The sequence below is a fragment of the Shewanella subflava genome (assembly GCF_025971955.1).
Taxonomy (GTDB): Bacteria; Pseudomonadota; Gammaproteobacteria; order Enterobacterales; family Shewanellaceae; genus Shewanella; species Shewanella subflava.
On record NZ_JAPDMX010000028.1, the window covers coordinates 234,168 to 251,914 of the forward strand.

A 17,747-nucleotide genomic window follows, 5' to 3' on the forward strand; every position below is an offset into this window, starting at 1 on the left:
GTCTGATAAAGATTAACCGTGTAAGTGATTGGCTAAAAATAATGTTAATGAATAACCTAAGCAATAACATAACAATAGTGCTGGCACGTATTTTAAGTAACTGACAAAGGTTAGCTCAGGTACTTTACTCATCGCAATAATGCCTGAGGCTGATCCAATAACCAGCAGCGAGCCACCTACACCGACAGAATAGGTTAAACCTAACCATTGCGCAGTAGTGAGTACAGGATCGGCTTTTAATAACGCCGCAGTTAACGGTACGTTATCTAACACGGCTGAGCCAACACCGGTAAAAAAGTTTGAAATACTTGGGTCGTACATAGAGTAGACCTCAGTTAATAAGTGCAGCGTACCTATTTCTTTGAGCATACCAACAAGTAACAAAATACCTAAGAAAAACAGTAGCGTATCAAACTCAACCTGACGAACATATTCTAAAATTTGTACTTCTTCATCTTTACTTTTATTGCTACGCCCCACTAAAAACATCACTGATAAACCGGCTAAAAAGGTCAGCACAGGAGGAATGGCAAATAGCACGTTAAGTAGCATAGTCAAAATGATTGTTAGGAGGAAGATGACCCCAATAACGATATCGACCGTGTTGTAAGACTGCGCCATGGGCGTGGTATTGACAGAACCTTCTGCTTTTAACGAAAACAACACCGCTAACAACAATACGCTAAGCGATGCAGGTATAAACAATACTAATAATTCAGAGATATGCACCTTGCCAGCAAGGAAAATCATCAAGGTGGTGACATCGCCAGTGATCAATGCGACACCACCAGAGTTGACCGCAAAAATAATCAAAACCGCCATGCGACGACGCATTTGGCTATCTAAATTAAACGTTGTTAGTAGCCCAAGCGATACGAGGGTTGCTGTTACGTTGTCACAAAATGTCGATAACACTAAGGAAAACATCCCCACTTGCAGCATCAGCATTCTGACAGACACCTGTTGCGGGAATATTTTTTGCACCATGACCTGGATCATACCCTTCGCGTTAAGGTAGGCCACAAAGGTCATCGTTGACATTAAAAATAGCCATAAAGTGGCAATTTCTAATAAGTTCTCGTTCAGTTCCTCTGAAATCAAGGCTGATTTTTCTGGTGTCTGAGCGGCAATAAATAGAGTAATCCAAGACACACAGCCTAAAAATAAGGTGGTCTTAGCTTTGTTAATATGGGTAACTTCTTCAAAAATGATACTAAGTAGTGCAAGTACAGCAAGTGTGAGCAGAAAGGTTTCTAGCATAACGGCAATTCCAACGGCTTGTTAATGACATAGCTGCTATGTCATGAATTTAAGCTAGCTTAATTAAGTTTTAATTAAGCTTTCTTCAGGCGGTGCGGATCACATCACACTATGGCGATTTCTGCAACAGGCTTCTCATTGTTTTAAGTAAATAAGCACAACGCTGAGCCAGAATCTCTAACAAGGAAGGCTTTCTAGATATGCTATTGAATAATTATCAATTTTGGCGCTCAAAATTAATCCCACTTAATGGGGTTTTTAGCTGGACTTAATCGGTTTACATCGACATCTTTTTAGTGATCTGAAAAACAGGACTGAGAAACACCGCAATAGCGGCTAAATACGCATTAACTTCATGCTGTCATTATGGTAACAATGGTGTGATATTCAACGTTAACTAAAGCGGAAATGCCTTTTAAAAGGCGCAGGGAAATCAATAAAAAGGCCAATCTGAGTAGATTGGCCTTAGCATGACGCCTGATTAAATCAGGTGTTACTTCATTGCTGCAAAAATACGGTCAACAGCGGCCAAAGTGTAACTGATCTCTTCTTCACCATGTGCCATAGACAAGAATCCGGCTTCATAGGCCGAAGGTGCTAGGTAAATGCCTTCATCTAACATTGCATGGTAGAAATGACGGAAGTGTTCCATATTACATTTTGTCACCTGACTGAATGAGGTCATTGGCGCTTGATCTTCTGTAAAGAAGAAACCAAACATACCACCAACATAGGTGATGCTTAATGGAATACCGTGCTTATCAGCAGCGGCTTTAAAACCTTCTGCGATACGCTTAGTTTTAGCGGCAAGTGCTTCATATAAACCAGGTTCGTTTAAGGCTTCCATTTGCGCTAAACCTGCGGTCATAGCAATAGGGTTACCCGATAAGGTACCCGCTTGATAAACAGGTCCTGTTGGAGCAATAAACTGCATCACATCTTTACGACCACCAAATGCGCCTACTGGCATACCGCCGCCAATCACCTTACCTAAGGTTGTTAAGTCAGGTTTAACGCCATAATGACCTTGTGCACCGCTCATTGATACACGAAAACCGGTCATCACTTCATCAATAATCAGTAACGCACCAAACTCATCACAAATTGCACGCAGACCCTGTAAAAAGCCTTCAACTGGCGGAATACAGTTCATGTTGCCCGCCACTGGCTCAAGGATGATACAAGAAATTTCTGTCGGGTGCAGTTCAAACAAAGCACGTACTGACGCTAAATCATTGTATGTTGCTGTGAGCGTGTGCTTGGCAAAGTCTTCAGGAATACCCGGTGAGCTAGGTTGACCTAGGGTTAATGCACCAGAACCTGCTTTTACTAGTAGGCAGTCAGCATGGCCATGATAGCAACCTTCAAACTTTAAAATTTTGTCGCGATTTGTGAAGCCACGGGCTAAACGAATCGCACTCATGGTGGCTTCTGTACCAGAGCTCACCATACGAACTTGTTCCATTGATGGTACCATCGAAATCACTTTTTCAGCCATTTTGACTTCAAGTTCAGTGGGGGCACCAAAAGATAAACCATTTTCAACAGCCGCTAATACCGCTTCACGGATTTTAGGGTGGTTATGTCCTAAAATCATCGGTCCCCATGAACCTACATAATCGATATATTTTTTACCATCAGCATCATAGATATAAGCACCATCGGCTTTTTCGATAAATAATGGCGAGCCACCTACACCGTTAAATGCACGAACAGGTGAGTTTACGCCACCAGGGATGGTCTTTTTAGCCTGTTCAAATAGTGTTTCGGAACGGGTCATGTGTAATCCTTAATTTAATGCCGCTGATTAACGATCAGCTTTACGTGAATACCAATTTACTGGGCATTCATATTTTTCGAGTTGGTTTTCAACACCTAGCGTTAATGCAAACAATGCCATACGGATTAATAATCCGTTATCAGCTTGACGGAAAATAGCCAAACTTGGGTGGCTGTTTAGGTCGTTATCAAGCTCATTTGCCTGTGCACGTGAATCACGTGGTAAAGGATGCATGATCACTGTGTTCGATTTACAGTGTTGAGTGTAAATATTGTGATTTAATCGGAATTTACCCCGATATTTGTTCGCCTCTTCCTGGGAAGGAAAACGCTCTTCTTGAATTCGAGTTAAATAAAGAATATCCGCTTGATGCAGATTTCCTTCGAGTTGTTCGGTTATTTTGATCTTATGACCAGCATTTTCAATGTCGGCGATCACATAGTCGGGCATTGCCAGCTCAGAAGGTGAAATTAATGTGAACTGGATATCTTTATACATGCATAACAAACGTGAGAGTGAATGCACAGTGCGGCCATATTTCAAATCACCTACCATAGCGATATGCATACCATTAATGCCCATACCTGAGTGGCTGAGTTCTTTTTGAATGGTAAATAAATCAAGTAAGGCTTGGGTAGGGTGCTCATTTGGACCATCACCGCCGTTGATCACCGGAACACGACTGCCTTCAGCAAACTCTTTTACTGAGTAAGCATCAGGGTGGCGCATGGCGATAACATCAGAGTAGGTCGACAGCACGCGCGCTGTGTCATACAAAGATTCACCTTTTGACAACGATGACGATGCCATTCCGGTGGTTTCGCGAACATGCCCACCAAGTAGGTTGAATGCGCAACCAAAACTAACACGGGTACGGGTGCTGGGTTCAAAAAATAAATTACCTAGAATCGCGCCTTCTAATACCTTAGTGCGCTTTTCTCGCAACGCATACGGGGTCATTTTATTGGCAACATCAAAAATGGTAGTAATTGAATCCAGATTTAACTGGTTTACGGAAAGGATGTGTGAACCTTCGAACTGAGTCATCAGCCTGATTTCCAATATTTGAGGGGTAAATCGTGCTTGAAATTCAGCGGGAGATTTACCCAAGTTGTGTAGGGTGGCTGAGGCAAAATTGTAACAGACAATCTTGTACAGTTAAACTAGATTACTGTGAACCTGTTATCAAATGAAGCGGATGGGCATCGGATAGATAAGCTTCATCAACTTGATCTAAGCCATTAAAGCGGATCATATTGCGTAAACTGTCGATGTAAGCTTGGCCACGTTCGGAATACTTATCTAATGTGCTAGCTAGGGCTAGTCCTGTTATTGGGGCATTTTCATGCCTAAGTTTTGCACGCAAATCTCGCAACTTTTGGTAAGCATTATTGGTGTTTATGTTGTGCAAGTAGCCGATGACCGATGCCAGAGGCGAGTCAAACCTGGCAATACCATAGTTGCCCAGTTCAGTGCGTTGTTGCTTTGGCACCATGCCGTTGCCGCTAAAATCCCATTGGCCAAAAAAGGCATTTCCTTCAATTGTAAATCGTGAGGTAGCCCAGCCGCTTTCTTCGGCTGCTTGTGCTAGAACCAAAGAGGGGGGCACGATATCAACGCTATTAAGTAATGTGGTTCGTTGTTCATCTGAGAGACTTGCGCCACTTTCTAGAAATTCTTCATCAATAACGTTGTATTTCAGCGCAAGTTTTCTGACTTTTTCATCGCTATTGGCGTTGACTTCGATGTATCTGCGTTCCAGCAGCATTTTTTCATTACTGAGTAAAATCAAGGGCGCCATCAGGCGGAAGAAAATCATTTTTTTCTCTTCTACGGGAATGCTATTTGCCGTTCGTTGCCATTTTTCGGTGACGGTATTGAAGGTAAGCCTTGGTACCTCGCGGTTGCCTTGTTGCCAACTTTGAGAGTTATAATTAAGCGAATCGAAGAGGTTTTTTATACTGTCTAACGAATAAATCGGCACTCTTTTAGGTTTTTGGGTTGGGCGATTATCTGAAATTAACGAAAAACTGTTTTGTAATTGGTCTGGTTCATTGTCAGTAAAGGCGCTTAATGGAGCAAGCTTTATATCGGTTTTAGCATCTGTGGTGTTTTTAACGTCGGCTAAGGTGATATCAAGGGATTCATCTTTGTCTGTAGAGAGGCTAAATATCATAAAAGCCGATACTGACAATATGCCGATACCTAGCAGTGCCCAAAATGATTTGGTCATTATTTTCATGATTCAGTCCTATAGTTGGCCAGAGCGAATTTCTTGTATTAAATTAGCCCAACTGATCACCCCAATGACATTATTTGGCGTGTTACGATAAATATAGACCTCTCCAGCGCGTTTTGCTGCAAGTGCTTCGTAAGCCTCATTCAAGGTTGCTGAGTCCGGTAATCCGACCATCAAATGCCGCGATAAGGTGGTTTCATCTTCAAATGATTGAATTTCTAATCTGAGCATTTCTATTTGATTGTCAGCATTACGGACTAACACAGGCCGACCTTCTGCACGTTTTAATACTTCGAGTAATAATTCATCATCGTCGTTGACCACCACAAAGCGTCTATTCATTAATACCCTGACGCCTTTTTTCTGTAAGCCTTGATTCATCGGGGCGATTTTATACTCTAAGCCCATAATCTCTAGCTGCTTAATAAAAATGGAGCTGGTGTTAAAGCCCTGGTAAGCCACTAAAAATGCAGGAATAGTTACAAACATTGCCGGTAAAATAATCGATGCATCGTTGGTTAACTCGAGTAAAGCCACTAACGCAGCAAGTGGGGCGCTTAAACACACGCCCATCATGGCTGTCATACCAATAACGGTATAAAGTCCAACGTAAGGCGCAATAGATGGGAATAGCGCACTGCTGACCAGCGCCAGTATTGCACCCACTAAAGCACCAATACCGTATAACGGACCAATTAATCCTCCTGGCACGCCAAAACCTATTGCGGCGATGGTTGCCAGCATCTTACCCAGTAATAGCGCGATTAAAAACCACAGGTTGGGGGACTCGCTAATTGCTTCATGGATGGCTAAATCGCCAGAACCTAGTGCTTGAGGTAACACCAAGCCAATTAAAGTGGTCACTGAGCCTGCGATGAGCAATCGATAGATTAAGGGCCAGTGTTGTCCTTTGGCGGTCACCGTTAATAATGAATGATTAAACAAGGCTGCAGTACATCCTAAGCCTAAACCACCAAGCAATAATATTGGGTAATGATCTAGCGGAATGCGGATCACATTAATTAGGTCGTATTCATGGACATTGCCAAATACTATTTGACTTGATACTGCGCCACAAATGGCGGATAGCATGATGGGGAAAAAGTAATGAATTTTATATTCACGAACAATCACTTCAAACACAAACAGCACCGCGGCTAAAGGTGCGTTAAAGGTTGCGGCAATACCGGCGGCAATACCACTGGCACACATGATCCGGACGCTGTTATCGGGTAACTTAAATTTTTCAGCCATGACACTGGCGCTTACAGCGCCTAAATGAATAGCAGGCCCTTCGCGTCCAACCGAAAAGTTTGTTACCAGTGCAATAAGTGCTTGAAAAAATTGACCCGCAGCAGATTGAAGAGGCACTTTGCCGTAATGGATTTTAAATCGATGTAATACATAGGCAATCCCCATACGGCGATAACGTTTTGAACCGAGTAATGATAACAACCAAATGAGTAATGCGCCGATCAGGGGTAAATAAGAACGCCAATCGGTAAGGACATTATTGAAGCTGGTTGCCTCACTATGGGTATACTGTTCAGCCCACACCAACATCAATCGGAATAGAATAATCACGCTGGATGCGATAACCGCAAACAGCAATGCTAGGGCGCATAGTTGAACACTTATTTTCGCTTGTGATAATTTATCGCGAAATTCGTTGTTCAGATATTTGCGTGTGGCCCTCTTGGCGTGAATAATAGCAGCTTTATTAAGTTTGAGTTGCACTGTTATGCTCTTGCTTCCCTGTAGTTACTTTATCATTGTATTTTATTAAGGGCTTGTTACCTAATGCTAAATTATCATCGCATGTTGGACACTTTCAAATCAATCGAACGAAAAAAACGTGCCTCAAGTTCCTATCTTATTGCATTGGTGATAGTCGCTTTCATTACCGGTGTGTTATCCCATCAAATTTGGCTGTCCTTAGCGCCAGAGGCCGCGCCCAATAGCGTCAGTGGTAAACGAAAATTGCTATCCGATCTTGATGCGCAAGCTAAGGTATTGGCAAGTCGTAATCTTGCGTTAACAATAGAACAAGAAGCCAACAAAAACTTACAGCAAATGTTCAGCGATCAATTAGTGCGTCAAAAAGTATTAGAAAAAGAGCTGGCATTTTATCGAAGCGTAATGGTTGCCGATGCTGAAGTTGAGGGAGTGATGATCCACAATGTTGAAATCAATGCAGGCATATTACCTGAACAACAACAGCTTAGGGTTGTTTTAACTCAGCTACAAAAGCGTAAGGTTAATTTAAAGGTTGTCGTTGATGCAGTATTTATTGGGGTGATGGATGATAAAGTCACTGAACTCACTTTAAGTCAGTTGCTAGGTAAAAAGCATAATATTGATTTTAAGTATTTCCACATTATGGATAGTGATTTTACTCTGCCCGTGGGATTTGAGCTGCAAAGAGTGAAGGTGAATGTGCTAGTTAAATCAGCACGAGGCGTGAAAGGCGGTGAGATTGAGCAGGTATTTAATATTGCCGATATTGCTTCATTAACCACCGAAGTCACAGACAATCAAAAAGAACCTCGGGTAATACTTGAACAAAACAGTCAGGTATCGGATAATTCACCGCAGAAAACTGAAGTAAGAGGTAGTAATGACTGAACAAACTGATGCAGCAATGCCGATCCAATTTACCGATGCTGCGGCGACCAAGGTAAAAGGGCTGTTAGAAGAAGAACAGAACCCTGAATTAAAACTGCGAGTTTATGTTACCGGCGGTGGTTGTTCAGGTTTTCAGTATGGCTTTACATTCGATGAAAAAGTCAACGAAGGTGACTTCACTATTGAAAAACAAGGCGTACAACTAGTGGTAGATCCAATGAGCCTACAATACCTTGTGGGTGGTGAAGTGGATTACACCTCTGGCTTAGAAGGCTCTCGCTTCTTTGTTAAAAATCCCAATGCAACGACCACCTGTGGTTGTGGTGCTAGCTTCTCAGTGTAATGGATTTTATCCCAATCACAGTCCATAGGTTAACAGAAATAGCCAAGGGGAAATGCTTGATAATAAGGTAGATTTTTATGATGAGTCGTGATTATACCATCTAAAAATTTAATGCCTTTACTGCGCATTTTTACCAGCTGGTTATTTATTACTATTGGCATTACACTCAAGCATAAAAAAGCCGTCTTTTGACGGCTTTTTCGTTTTCAGTGGGTTTAACTCATAATATTCATGCTTTGTCTGGGTTTAAACCAAGCTTTCACTTTGCCATTAAAGCTAATCCAAACTTGAAACGCACCTATAAAAATTAGCACACTGAAGATGATCCAATCAGACACCACCGCCTGAAACAAACCAAAATCAACCGTTGTTGGGCCGGCGACGAGATTTTCAGGATCGTACATAATAGCGGGTAAGCAACTGTAAAATGCAAGTTGCAGTACGCTGTAACCTCTAAGCATGTATAACGCCGCTTTTTGGCGTCCAAATACCGCAACGACCATCAATAACGTCAACATGCATAACATTGAGCTTAGATCTGATACAGAACCTGCTGACATCAACCCGCTTATCGACGCCGCTGTATATATCAGCATCAGCGCAGTTAAACGTTTAGGCAACGTTGGTTTTTTTGGGAAAGCTAAAGTGTCAGACACAGTATCGACATCTGGCAAAGCATCAGTTTGCACTGGCGTCACGACCTTAGATTGAGCATCCATTGGATTAATCATAAATTAGTGTTTCTTGTCGCTTTTAGGCGTTAGACGTTGGTCAACTTCAAAAGGTGCCACCACCACACCTAAGTCTTCTTGAACGGGGAAGACAGCAATAAATAAGTCATCGTCTTCCATACCACTTACCCAGCGTTGTTGAAATTCATCAAGTGGGATCGCTAAAGGTTCACAATCTTTCCAATCATCAACAGCCCAAAGTGCTGCTGTTTCTTCAGATGGCCACATCGGAATGCAATCTTCATCTTCGGTGGTTAACATCACGCAGCCATCGCTGTCTTGTAAAGACCAAATGACTTTATTGGCTTTTACTTGCTCAATCATATAGTCATAACGGCCTTCAGGCGTTAGGTTCATTAGTTCAGCGATGCTTTTTTCTTTAGTGCTCATGTGATTCTCATATGGCTGCAATCAGCAATAGCTATGCCGATCAGGGACAATTATGTGCGCATAATACCATTGACAAGAATAATTGAAAAAGAAAAGTCCGAACACGGTCGGACTTTTCTTAAACGGGGGATAAAATTTATTTAGCGGCGGGTTGAAAACTGCGATAAATGATGCCGGCTAAAATAGCGCCAACAATCGGTGCGATCCAGAATAACCAAAGTTGAGAGAGCGCCCAATCACCGACAAACAATGCAGGCCCGGTGCTTCGTGCAGGATTAACTGAAGTGTTAGATACCGGAATACTAATCAGGTGAATAAGAGTTAAACCAAAACCAATCGCAATTGGCGCAAAACCTTTTGGCGCGCGGTCATCGGTTGCTCCTAATATAATCAGCAAGAAAAACAGCGTCATGACAATTTCACAAATCAATACCGCAATTAAGTCATAGCCGCCTGGTGAGTGTTCGCCAAAACCATTTGAGGCAAACCCTGCACTTAATGCAAATCCGTCCTGTCCTGATGCAATTAAATATAAAATGCCTGCGCCCATTATGGCGCCAGAAACTTGGGCAATGATATAGGGAAGTAGTTCACTGGCATTGAAACGGCCACCGGCCCATAATCCAAATGACACTGCAGGATTAAGATGGCATCCAGAGATATGGCCAATGGCGTAAGCCATGGTTAAAACGGTCAAACCAAAAGCAAATGATACACCAAGCAGTCCTATTCCTACATCTGGAAAGGCCGCAGCAAGTACTGCGCTGCCGCAACCGCCTAATACTAGCCAGAGAGTGCCTAAAAACTCTGCTAGCATTTTTTGTTTTATATCCATAACTTCATTCCTTGTTAATGTGCATGCCAGTCAAGTAAAGTCTATAAAACAGTAAGTTGTCAATAACACAAAAGATTATTTTGATGAAAATTTTCCACCGAGCACCGCTTCTCTGTTTGCACCTGTAACGGCGGGTAAATTTGCGGGTAATTGGTGTTCATAACGCATGGCTAGCCAAGCAAAAGCGATGCCTTCAACCCACTTAGGGTCAACGCCTATCTCGGTCGTTGTCGCCAATTTATAGCCAGGTAAAAGCAGACTAAGTCTGCGCATTAAGGCTTTATTCAGCGCGCCGCCACCACAAACGTACATTTCACCTTGGGGGTTAAGTTTATTCACATCGTTGGCAATGCTGTGGCAGGTTAAGTCGAGCAAGGTTGATTGAATATCTTCTTCATCTAAATGACTGAAATCAGCGAGTTGCTGCTCTAACCAGGCTTGATTGAATAACTCGCGTCCAGTGCTTTTGGGGTAATGTAATGAAAAATAAGCATGGGATAATAGCTGTTTTAATAAATCAGGATTGGAAGTGCCAGACTCCGCCCACTCACCGTCTTTATCAAAGGGCTGTTGCTGTACTTGTTGGATAAAAGCATCAATTAAATTATTACCAGGACCGGTATCAAACCCAAGTACCTGATTCGAATCACCTGGAAGGTAAGTAATATTGGCAATACCGCCAATATTTAATATCACTCTGGAAGTATCAGTTTTGGCAAATACTTGCTGGTGGAATGCGGGTACCAGTGGCGCGCCTTGTCCACCTAACGCAATGTCCTTGCGGCGAAAATCGGCAATAACATCAATGCCGGTTTCGACTGCAATGGTATTAGGATCGCCAATTTGTAGGGTGAAGCCAATTTCTAAATTGGGCATGTGTCTGACTGTCTGACCGTGAGACCCTATCGCTATGACTTCACTTGGACTCACACCTGCCAGTGCTAATAATTGATTGACTGCTTTTGCAAATAACAAACCGACACTACGATCAATACGGCCTAAACGGTTTATTTCGTCCGTTGAGGGTTGGCAAAGGCGTTGTAGTCCTTTTAACAAGTGGTCAGGAATGGCTTCTGTATGTGCGTAAACCAATAAAGGATAACCGCTACTGAAATCGACCAGAACGGCATCAACGCCGTCCATACTGGTTCCAGACATAAGGCCAATATAATATTCAGGCTGCGACATTAATGACATTCCTTGTAACAAGGGAAACTAAAAGAGATGTATGGGTGATAATATGCTCACCCACACAATATAGATAAGGGATTAATTACTGGCGAGCTGTTGTTGTTGATTCGACTTAATCTGTGCCATCAGTTGTTTACTTAACCCATCAAACTTTGCTTTTTCACTGCGGTCTATCGGCAGCGATTTAGGCAGGTTAACGGTGCGCGGATTACGATGTACCCCATTGACAATAAATTCGTAATGTAAATGTGCGCCTGTCACTCGGCCAGTGCGTCCAAGTGTCCCAATGATCTGCCCTTGTTTTACCGTGTCGCCACGTTTTACGCTGCGCTTAGTTAAATGCAAATACTTAGTGGTATAAGTATCGTTGTGTTTGATAAATACGTAATTACCGTTGTACTGATTGTAGCTCGATTCGATTACTTTACCGCGACCAGCCGCTTTGATTGGAGTGCCAATGGCGGCAACATAATCTACCCCTCTGTGGGCTTTCACCTGGCCTGTAACTGGGTGAAGTCGACGAGGATTAAAATTAGAGCTTACGTATTTAAAATCAACGGGTGATCGTAAAAATGCTTTACGCATACTATCGCCTGTTTCCGAGTAGTACTGGCCATCTTTATATCTAATCGCAGTATAACGCTCGCCTTGGTTAACAAACTCGGCCGCTAAAATATTGCCAGTTCGAATAAATTGCCCATCGGCATATTCTTGTTCAAAAATCAGTGAAAAGTGATCGTTTTTACGGATATCTAAGGCAAAGTCGATATCCCAACCGAAAATATTAGCCAACTGCATAATATGGTTAGCTGATAAACCTGCATCGGCAGCGGCACTCCAAAAATTACTTTTTATGTTGGCAGTAATAAAAGACTGCCGAGTTTCGAGCGATTTTTTGTTTACGGTTTCTTTATATTTATCATTTGCTTTGGTGATAACTAATGTGGATATTTTATCGATTCGGTAGCTTAATTCGGTTAATTCGCCTTGGGCATTTTTACTGATCGCAATTTCTTCGCCAGGGATGATTTTAACTAAATTCTTTTTTGCAAGTGGCAGGCGAGTAATGTCATAAACATCTTTTGATGTCAGTCCTGCACGATTGAATAAACCACCCAAGGTGTCGCCTTTGGCAACTTCATAATATTCAACTTGATTTTCAAGTGCAGCAGCCTCTTTTAACGCTTTTTGCTGCGCTTTTAGTTCTTCATCGATACGATCAATTATCTCATCCGTTTTCGCGCCAGACGATAAGGTTGAAAGGTGAGCGATAAAGGCTTCATCATCGGCAGTGGGTAATCCCATTTCTGCTTCGGTATCATCGTTGTTAGCGGTTTTTTCTGGTGCGCTTGGGCTTCTAAAAGCCAAAGGTACTTGATAGCGGGTATTGCTTTGCAGAGTTGCAGAAGGTTCCATCGAGGTTTGTTTAGAAGCCTGAGCGTCTTCTGATGGAAACATCAAAATAAAAAAAGTGAAAATAGCCAATATTGCTAAGGCTATTTGATGTGCTTTAGGCAGCAACTTAAATAATGTAATCAGCTTTGCCATTGACTCTAGTACCAATTTCCCACTCTTGTTGTTATCCGTTAAGTGTACACTCTTTCATTTGCTGTGGCTAACAAGTAACATAGTCCTCTTTATTTTATTTATTAAGGCTTGTTCATCTTTGACGGTTGTTTTGGCAGCAAAGAACAACAGGCTTTCATGATTACGCTCTAGGAGTTGCAGTAGAGATGGCTGATTTAGATCAAGTGTTGGCAGAGATCAAACGTGGTACAGACGAAATTTTACTTGAGACAGATCTCATTGAAAAACTTAAAGAAGGTCGCCCACTTAAGATAAAGCTAGGTGCTGATCCTACCGCACCCGATATCCATTTAGGCCACACGGTCATTTTGAACAAAATGCGTACTTTTCAAGAGTTAGGTCACGAAGTGATTTTTTTGATTGGTGATTTTACCGGTATGGTCGGTGATCCAAGTGGTAAAAACAGTACGCGTCCACCGTTAACACGTGAGCAAGTGCTTGCTAATGCTGAAACCTATAAAGAACAGGTGTATAAAATTTTAGACCCAGCTAAAACGCGCATCGAATTTAATTCTAGCTGGTTAGAGCCATTAGGCGCAGCTGGTATGATCCGTTTAGCATCTCAGCAAACGGTTGCGCGTATGATGGAACGTGATGATTTTAAAAAGCGTTATGCGTCAGGTCAGTCAATTGCGATCCATGAATTTATGTACCCTTTACTGCAAGGTTACGATTCGGTTGCACTGCAAGCTGATGTGGAACTGGGCGGAACCGACCAAAAATTTAATTTATTAATGGGTCGTGAATTACAAAAAGCAGAAGGACAAAAACCGCAAACGGTTATTATGATGCCATTGCTTGAAGGTTTAGACGGCGTGAAAAAAATGTCTAAATCGGCCCATAACTACATTGGTGTGAGTGAACCTGCCAATGAAATGTTTGGTAAAATCATGTCGATTTCCGATGATCTCATGTGGCGTTATTTTGAATTACTGTCTTTCCGTCCATTAGAAGAGATTGCAGGCTTTAAGCAAGATATCGAAAATGGCACTAACCCACGTGATATTAAAATCACTCTAGCCAAAGAGATTATTGCTCGTTTCCATGATGAGGCCGCAGCAGAAGCTGCGCATCAAGAGTTTATCAATCGTTTCCAAAAAGGTGCCATACCGGATGATATTGAAACAGTTATCCTTGAGGCTGGCGAGGGGTTAGCGATTGCTAACTTGCTAAAAGATGCTGGTTTAGTGGGATCTACCTCTGATGGCATGCGCATGATTAAACAAGGTGCAGTGAAAATTGATGGTGAAAAAGCCGAAGACAGTCGTCAGGTGTTTAACAGCGGTTTTGAAGCGGTAGTACAAGTTGGCAAGCGTAAATTTGCTAAAGTGGTATTAAGTTAATTTACAAAAAACTAACCAATTAAAAAGGCTCTTAGGAGCCTTTTTTAATGTTTTTTTATCATTGGTGTACCGCAATATTTGATAATCCCCACACATTAGCATGACGCATTACTGAGACTCTAATTGGTCAGCCATAGTTTGGTAATCCATTAAATCCATGTGTTCTATTAAACGCTGGGTGTTTTTATCAAACGTTAAGGTGGTGACGCCTGGTACAGCAATATCAATGATTCTGTCTGGTTTACCGTATTGGTCTCCCGGCCCACGTAATCGGTAACTGCCGATAATCACCACAATCGAGCCGTTGTTAAACATATGCTCGATATTGAGTCGATATTCCAACACACCCTCATGGGCGCGAGTTAAAAAATCAATAATATGGCGTTCTCCCTTGTATTCAACGCCCGCGGTTTTATCAAAAAATATGCTTTCACGGGTATAGAATTGTTTTAGGGTTTTAAAGTCATGCTCAGTGTAGGCTTTAATATATTGCATGGCTAATTGCTGTTCGACAGGCATATCACCAAGATTTGCTTGTGCTGGAAAACTGAAAATGATGCAAAATAGTAGACTAATTAAACGCACATCAGTGTCTCTTCGTTTTTAAATCAAATGCGGGTAATGACAGGTGCCAACGAATAGCGCTCAATCTAATGATCAAGGTACTTAACATGGCCAAAAACATCGATGTCATACTATCCATTCCTGAGAGTAAGCTCAAGGTATAACATATACCACCTATGATTGACGCCGTCGCGTATATTTCAGTACGTAAAACCATTGGTACTTGGCGACATAAAAGATCGCGAATAATCCCACCGCCAACGCCAGTGATTAGGCCCATAACAACCGCAATCATGCCTGAGTGACCCAGTAATAATGCTTTTTCAGCACCAATCACGGTAAATAAGGCCAAACCAAAGGCATCTGCGACCGGCAGTGTCATTTGTGGTAATTTGTGTGGTTTACGCACTAACACTAAACAGGCTAAAACGGTGGCTAATATCACTATGATGTAATTGTGATTAGTGATCCAAAATACCGGCGTGGTGCCTAACAAAGCATCACGGATACTGCCGCCGCCAATAGCGGTGACCGAAGCCAAAACGATCACCCCAAAAGGGTCCATGCGGTGTTTTCCCGCGGCTAATGCGCCTGACAATGCGAATACCGCCGTGCCACAAAGGTCAAAAAAGTAGATCCATTGACTCATTTACTTAACTCTTTTAGGTGAATATTGAGGGCATCAACTGAGATACGAATTTCAATGACCGACAAAATCAACGAATATAGCAATAGCAATAAACTGATCCCAAAAATAATTGAGCCGGTTTGGTTAAAGCCAGTGTAGAGAAAAATCATGCATAATACGCATAGGGCAAAGCTGCTGACACCGGCTTCTTGCATTTTGCGGATAAGGTTAATTCTTTGTTTGAGGTTTTTGATTTGGTTGTCGTTTACTGGCTTTCCTGCCTGGCTTAGTTGGCGAATTAACGCCGCTAATGAAAAAAATCGATTGGTATACGCCAGTAATAACAATGATATTGCTGGAAACAGTAATGCTGGTGTGGTCAGTGATACATGTAAATTATTAAACAATTGGGCTTTCCTATTGCAAAAGCATTCATGAAAAATCAGCCGCGAATAATAACGTTTTTGATTGTTGATTTACACCGTTTGTAACGTTGCCCAGAGTAAAGGTAATAAAATCGCTAAGCTTAGGAAGAAAAATTTACCATTTTGACTGGCTTTAATCGCTAATTGAATATGTTGGTATTGAGGTAATGGGCCAGCGTTCACTTTCGCGAGGGTGACTTTCTCTACATTAACTGGTGCAGTTTGATCTTGTGTATAAGCTAAGGTTTGTGTTGTTGGGGTTAAAAACTGTTGCGGTCCACCTAGTTCAATTTTAAGCAAATTTGCCCCAAGGTGAAGGGTACGGTAATCGTTATTAAGCCCTAGACTTTGTGGGTCACTCATCCACATGCTTTTTAAACCAAGTTGACCAAATTGGATAGCAAGGGAGCAATGCCAAATCCATTGCGGCACAAAAAATAATACTCGATTAAATTGGCTAACGAAGCTGGCAAAGTTGATATATTTTTTCTGATAGGGTGGCCATGATAACTCTAATTGCTTTAATAGATGAACTGCGATGACCGTAGATGCGCCCCCAACAGCAAAAAATACAATGCTAGAAATACTGCCATAAATGGGCGAAGTAAGGGTTTTTTCTATCGTTGTTTTACATATGCCGATACTCGACAACCTCTGTGTACTTTGGCTTACCCAGGGAGCTAACAATATCTTTGCTTGTTGATTATTATTTTGCTCCAATGCCATTTGAATACGCTTTGCTTGGTGGGTAAATTGATAATTACTGATACAGCAATACAAAACAATAAAATCGAAAAACCAGGGAAATGCGGCAAATTCCAATAAAAAACTCGCGATCACGGTTATTGGAACCACCAGTAACAAGGTGGCTAGAATACCAGCGGTCATTTGCTGCGAAACGGGACGTTCGTTATGATTGACTTTTGATGCCAGCTCAGTAGCTAGCATGCTAAAGGCATTAAATGGCTGCCATCGCTTAGGAAGAGGCGCGACTTGCGCCACAGCAATTGCAGCCAATAGGACCAGGCATTGTTGGATGAGCTCGTTTTGCAGCAGTAGACTTTCCATATTTATTTGCATATCCGTCGCAAGCTCATACAGGGTGTGATGTTATAGCTGTTGCAGTAACGCGATGACCATCATCGCAGAATGATGTCCTGCTTTGATAATATATGAATCAAAATCCACCGGTGAGTCATTATTGGCATTATCTGACAGAGAACGGATAATCACAAATGGCGTGTTAAATTGATGGCACACCTGTGCGATAGCCGCGCCTTCCATTTCACATGCCGCCATCGTTGGGAAGTTTGCACGCATCACTTTTGTGCGCTGTGGATCGCAAATGAAACTGTCGCCAGTACAAATTAAACCTTCTATCGCTTTCACTTCGCCTAATGATGCTACCGCTTGTTGGGCAGCTTGAACGAGTGTTGCATCAGGGATAAATGCCGCAGGTTGCTGTGCCATTTGACCAATTTCATAGCCAAATGCAGTGACATCTACATCGTGATGGCGCACTTCTGATGAAATCACAATATCGCCAATAGCAAGGTCATCAACAAATCCACCCGCAGACCCCGTGTTAACCACATGGCTGACAGCAAATTTTTCGATCAATAAGGTTGTTGCGATACTGGCTGCAACTTTACCAATACCAGAGCGGGTAACCACTACGTCTTTGTCAGCAATCTTGCCGCTGATGAACTCAATACCGGCAATGGTGGTATGAACTGGAGAATGAATAGCTTGAACAAGATGAACGACTTCGGGCTCCATAGCGCCGATAATACCGATTTTCATTGG

18 protein-coding genes are annotated in these 17,747 nt (G+C 42.2%); 3 read left to right on the forward strand and 15 right to left on the reverse strand.

Annotated elements, in window-relative coordinates; genetic code table 11:
• Nucleotides 1–12: 12 nt before the first annotated feature.
• The 5 genes from nhaD to OHT75_RS12745 form a co-directional block, all read right to left on the reverse strand.
• Nucleotides 13–1,260, reverse strand: a complete 1,248-nt coding sequence (gene nhaD / locus OHT75_RS12725; protein ID WP_264727164.1) for a sodium:proton antiporter NhaD — start codon at nucleotides 1,258–1,260, stop codon at nucleotides 13–15.
• 493 nt (nucleotides 1,261–1,753) lie between these two features.
• The gene (gene hemL / locus OHT75_RS12730; protein ID WP_264727167.1) at nucleotides 1,754–3,040 is read right to left on the reverse strand and encodes a glutamate-1-semialdehyde 2,1-aminomutase; all 1,287 of its coding nucleotides are present in this window, start codon (nucleotides 3,038–3,040) and stop codon (nucleotides 1,754–1,756) included.
• Nucleotides 3,041–3,067: 27 nt separating this feature from the next.
• Nucleotides 3,068–4,087, reverse strand: coding sequence for an aspartate carbamoyltransferase (locus OHT75_RS12735; RefSeq protein ID WP_264727170.1), 1,020 nt, complete (start codon nucleotides 4,085–4,087; stop codon nucleotides 3,068–3,070).
• A 121-nt stretch (nucleotides 4,088–4,208) separates the two neighbouring features.
• Nucleotides 4,209–5,282 (reverse strand): glucosaminidase domain-containing protein, encoded by a 1,074-nt coding sequence (locus OHT75_RS12740; protein ID WP_264727172.1) that lies wholly within the window; start codon nucleotides 5,280–5,282, stop codon nucleotides 4,209–4,211.
• Nucleotides 5,283–5,291: 9 nt separating this feature from the next.
• Nucleotides 5,292–7,016, reverse strand: a complete 1,725-nt coding sequence (locus OHT75_RS12745) for a chloride channel protein (RefSeq protein ID WP_264727174.1) — start codon at nucleotides 7,014–7,016, stop codon at nucleotides 5,292–5,294.
• A 63-nt stretch (nucleotides 7,017–7,079) separates the two neighbouring features.
• Between OHT75_RS12745 and OHT75_RS12750 the strand changes: the two genes are divergently transcribed.
• Both OHT75_RS12750 and erpA read left to right on the forward strand, forming a co-directional pair.
• The gene (locus tag OHT75_RS12750; RefSeq protein WP_264727176.1) at nucleotides 7,080–7,904 is read left to right on the forward strand and encodes a DUF6776 family protein; all 825 of its coding nucleotides are present in this window, start codon (nucleotides 7,080–7,082) and stop codon (nucleotides 7,902–7,904) included.
• On the forward strand, nucleotides 7,897–8,247 hold the full coding sequence (erpA, locus tag OHT75_RS12755; protein ID WP_055024237.1) for an iron-sulfur cluster insertion protein ErpA: 351 nt from the start codon (nucleotides 7,897–7,899) through the stop codon (nucleotides 8,245–8,247). The genes OHT75_RS12750 and erpA overlap by 8 nt, the downstream gene beginning before the upstream one ends.
• 215 nt (nucleotides 8,248–8,462) lie before the next feature.
• Here the strand turns inward: erpA and OHT75_RS12760 are convergent, their stop codons facing one another.
• The 5 genes from OHT75_RS12760 to OHT75_RS12780 form a co-directional block, all read right to left on the reverse strand.
• A complete protein-coding gene (locus OHT75_RS12760) occupies nucleotides 8,463–8,978 on the reverse strand; it encodes a hypothetical protein (RefSeq protein WP_264727185.1) in 516 nt (171 codons plus the stop codon).
• A gap of 3 nt (nucleotides 8,979–8,981) precedes the next feature.
• Nucleotides 8,982–9,368 carry a DUF2750 domain-containing protein gene (locus OHT75_RS12765; protein ID WP_264727187.1) on the reverse strand — a complete coding sequence of 129 codons (387 nt, stop codon included), beginning with the start codon at nucleotides 9,366–9,368 and terminating at the stop codon, nucleotides 8,982–8,984.
• Nucleotides 9,369–9,504: 136 nt separating this feature from the next.
• Nucleotides 9,505–10,203: an aquaporin Z gene (aqpZ, locus tag OHT75_RS12770; protein ID WP_264727189.1), complete on the reverse strand. Its 699-nt coding sequence runs from the start codon at nucleotides 10,201–10,203 to the stop codon at nucleotides 9,505–9,507.
• Nucleotides 10,204–10,278: 75 nt separating this feature from the next.
• Nucleotides 10,279–11,391 (reverse strand): anhydro-N-acetylmuramic acid kinase, encoded by a 1,113-nt coding sequence (locus tag OHT75_RS12775; RefSeq protein WP_264727191.1) that lies wholly within the window; start codon nucleotides 11,389–11,391, stop codon nucleotides 10,279–10,281.
• Nucleotides 11,392–11,472: 81 nt separating this feature from the next.
• Nucleotides 11,473–12,942, reverse strand: coding sequence for a peptidoglycan DD-metalloendopeptidase family protein (locus OHT75_RS12780; protein WP_264727193.1), 1,470 nt, complete (start codon nucleotides 12,940–12,942; stop codon nucleotides 11,473–11,475).
• A 185-nt stretch (nucleotides 12,943–13,127) separates the two neighbouring features.
• Here OHT75_RS12780 and tyrS point away from each other — a divergent pair, with 185 nt between their 5' ends.
• Nucleotides 13,128–14,324, forward strand: a complete 1,197-nt coding sequence (tyrS, locus tag OHT75_RS12785) for a tyrosine--tRNA ligase (RefSeq protein WP_264727195.1) — start codon at nucleotides 13,128–13,130, stop codon at nucleotides 14,322–14,324.
• Between the two features lie 108 nt (nucleotides 14,325–14,432).
• On the opposite strand, the gene OHT75_RS12790 is transcribed toward tyrS, so the two are convergent.
• From OHT75_RS12790 to OHT75_RS12810, 5 genes are all read right to left on the reverse strand, one after another.
• Nucleotides 14,433–14,909 (reverse strand): nuclear transport factor 2 family protein, encoded by a 477-nt coding sequence (locus OHT75_RS12790; protein ID WP_264727197.1) that lies wholly within the window; start codon nucleotides 14,907–14,909, stop codon nucleotides 14,433–14,435.
• Nucleotide 14,910: 1 nt separating this feature from the next.
• A complete protein-coding gene (locus OHT75_RS12795) occupies nucleotides 14,911–15,537 on the reverse strand; it encodes a trimeric intracellular cation channel family protein (protein WP_188841343.1) in 627 nt (208 codons plus the stop codon).
• A complete protein-coding gene (locus OHT75_RS12800) occupies nucleotides 15,534–15,923 on the reverse strand; it encodes a DUF2721 domain-containing protein (protein ID WP_264727199.1) in 390 nt (129 codons plus the stop codon). Before OHT75_RS12800 ends, OHT75_RS12795 begins: the two co-directional genes overlap by 4 nt.
• A gap of 69 nt (nucleotides 15,924–15,992) precedes the next feature.
• Nucleotides 15,993–17,009, reverse strand: a complete 1,017-nt coding sequence (locus OHT75_RS12805) for a cobalamin biosynthesis protein (RefSeq protein WP_264727201.1) — start codon at nucleotides 17,007–17,009, stop codon at nucleotides 15,993–15,995.
• Nucleotides 17,010–17,051: 42 nt separating this feature from the next.
• Nucleotides 17,052–17,744: a 5'-methylthioadenosine/adenosylhomocysteine nucleosidase gene (locus OHT75_RS12810; RefSeq protein ID WP_264727204.1), complete on the reverse strand. Its 693-nt coding sequence runs from the start codon at nucleotides 17,742–17,744 to the stop codon at nucleotides 17,052–17,054.
• Between the last annotated feature and the right edge of the window lie 3 nt (nucleotides 17,745–17,747).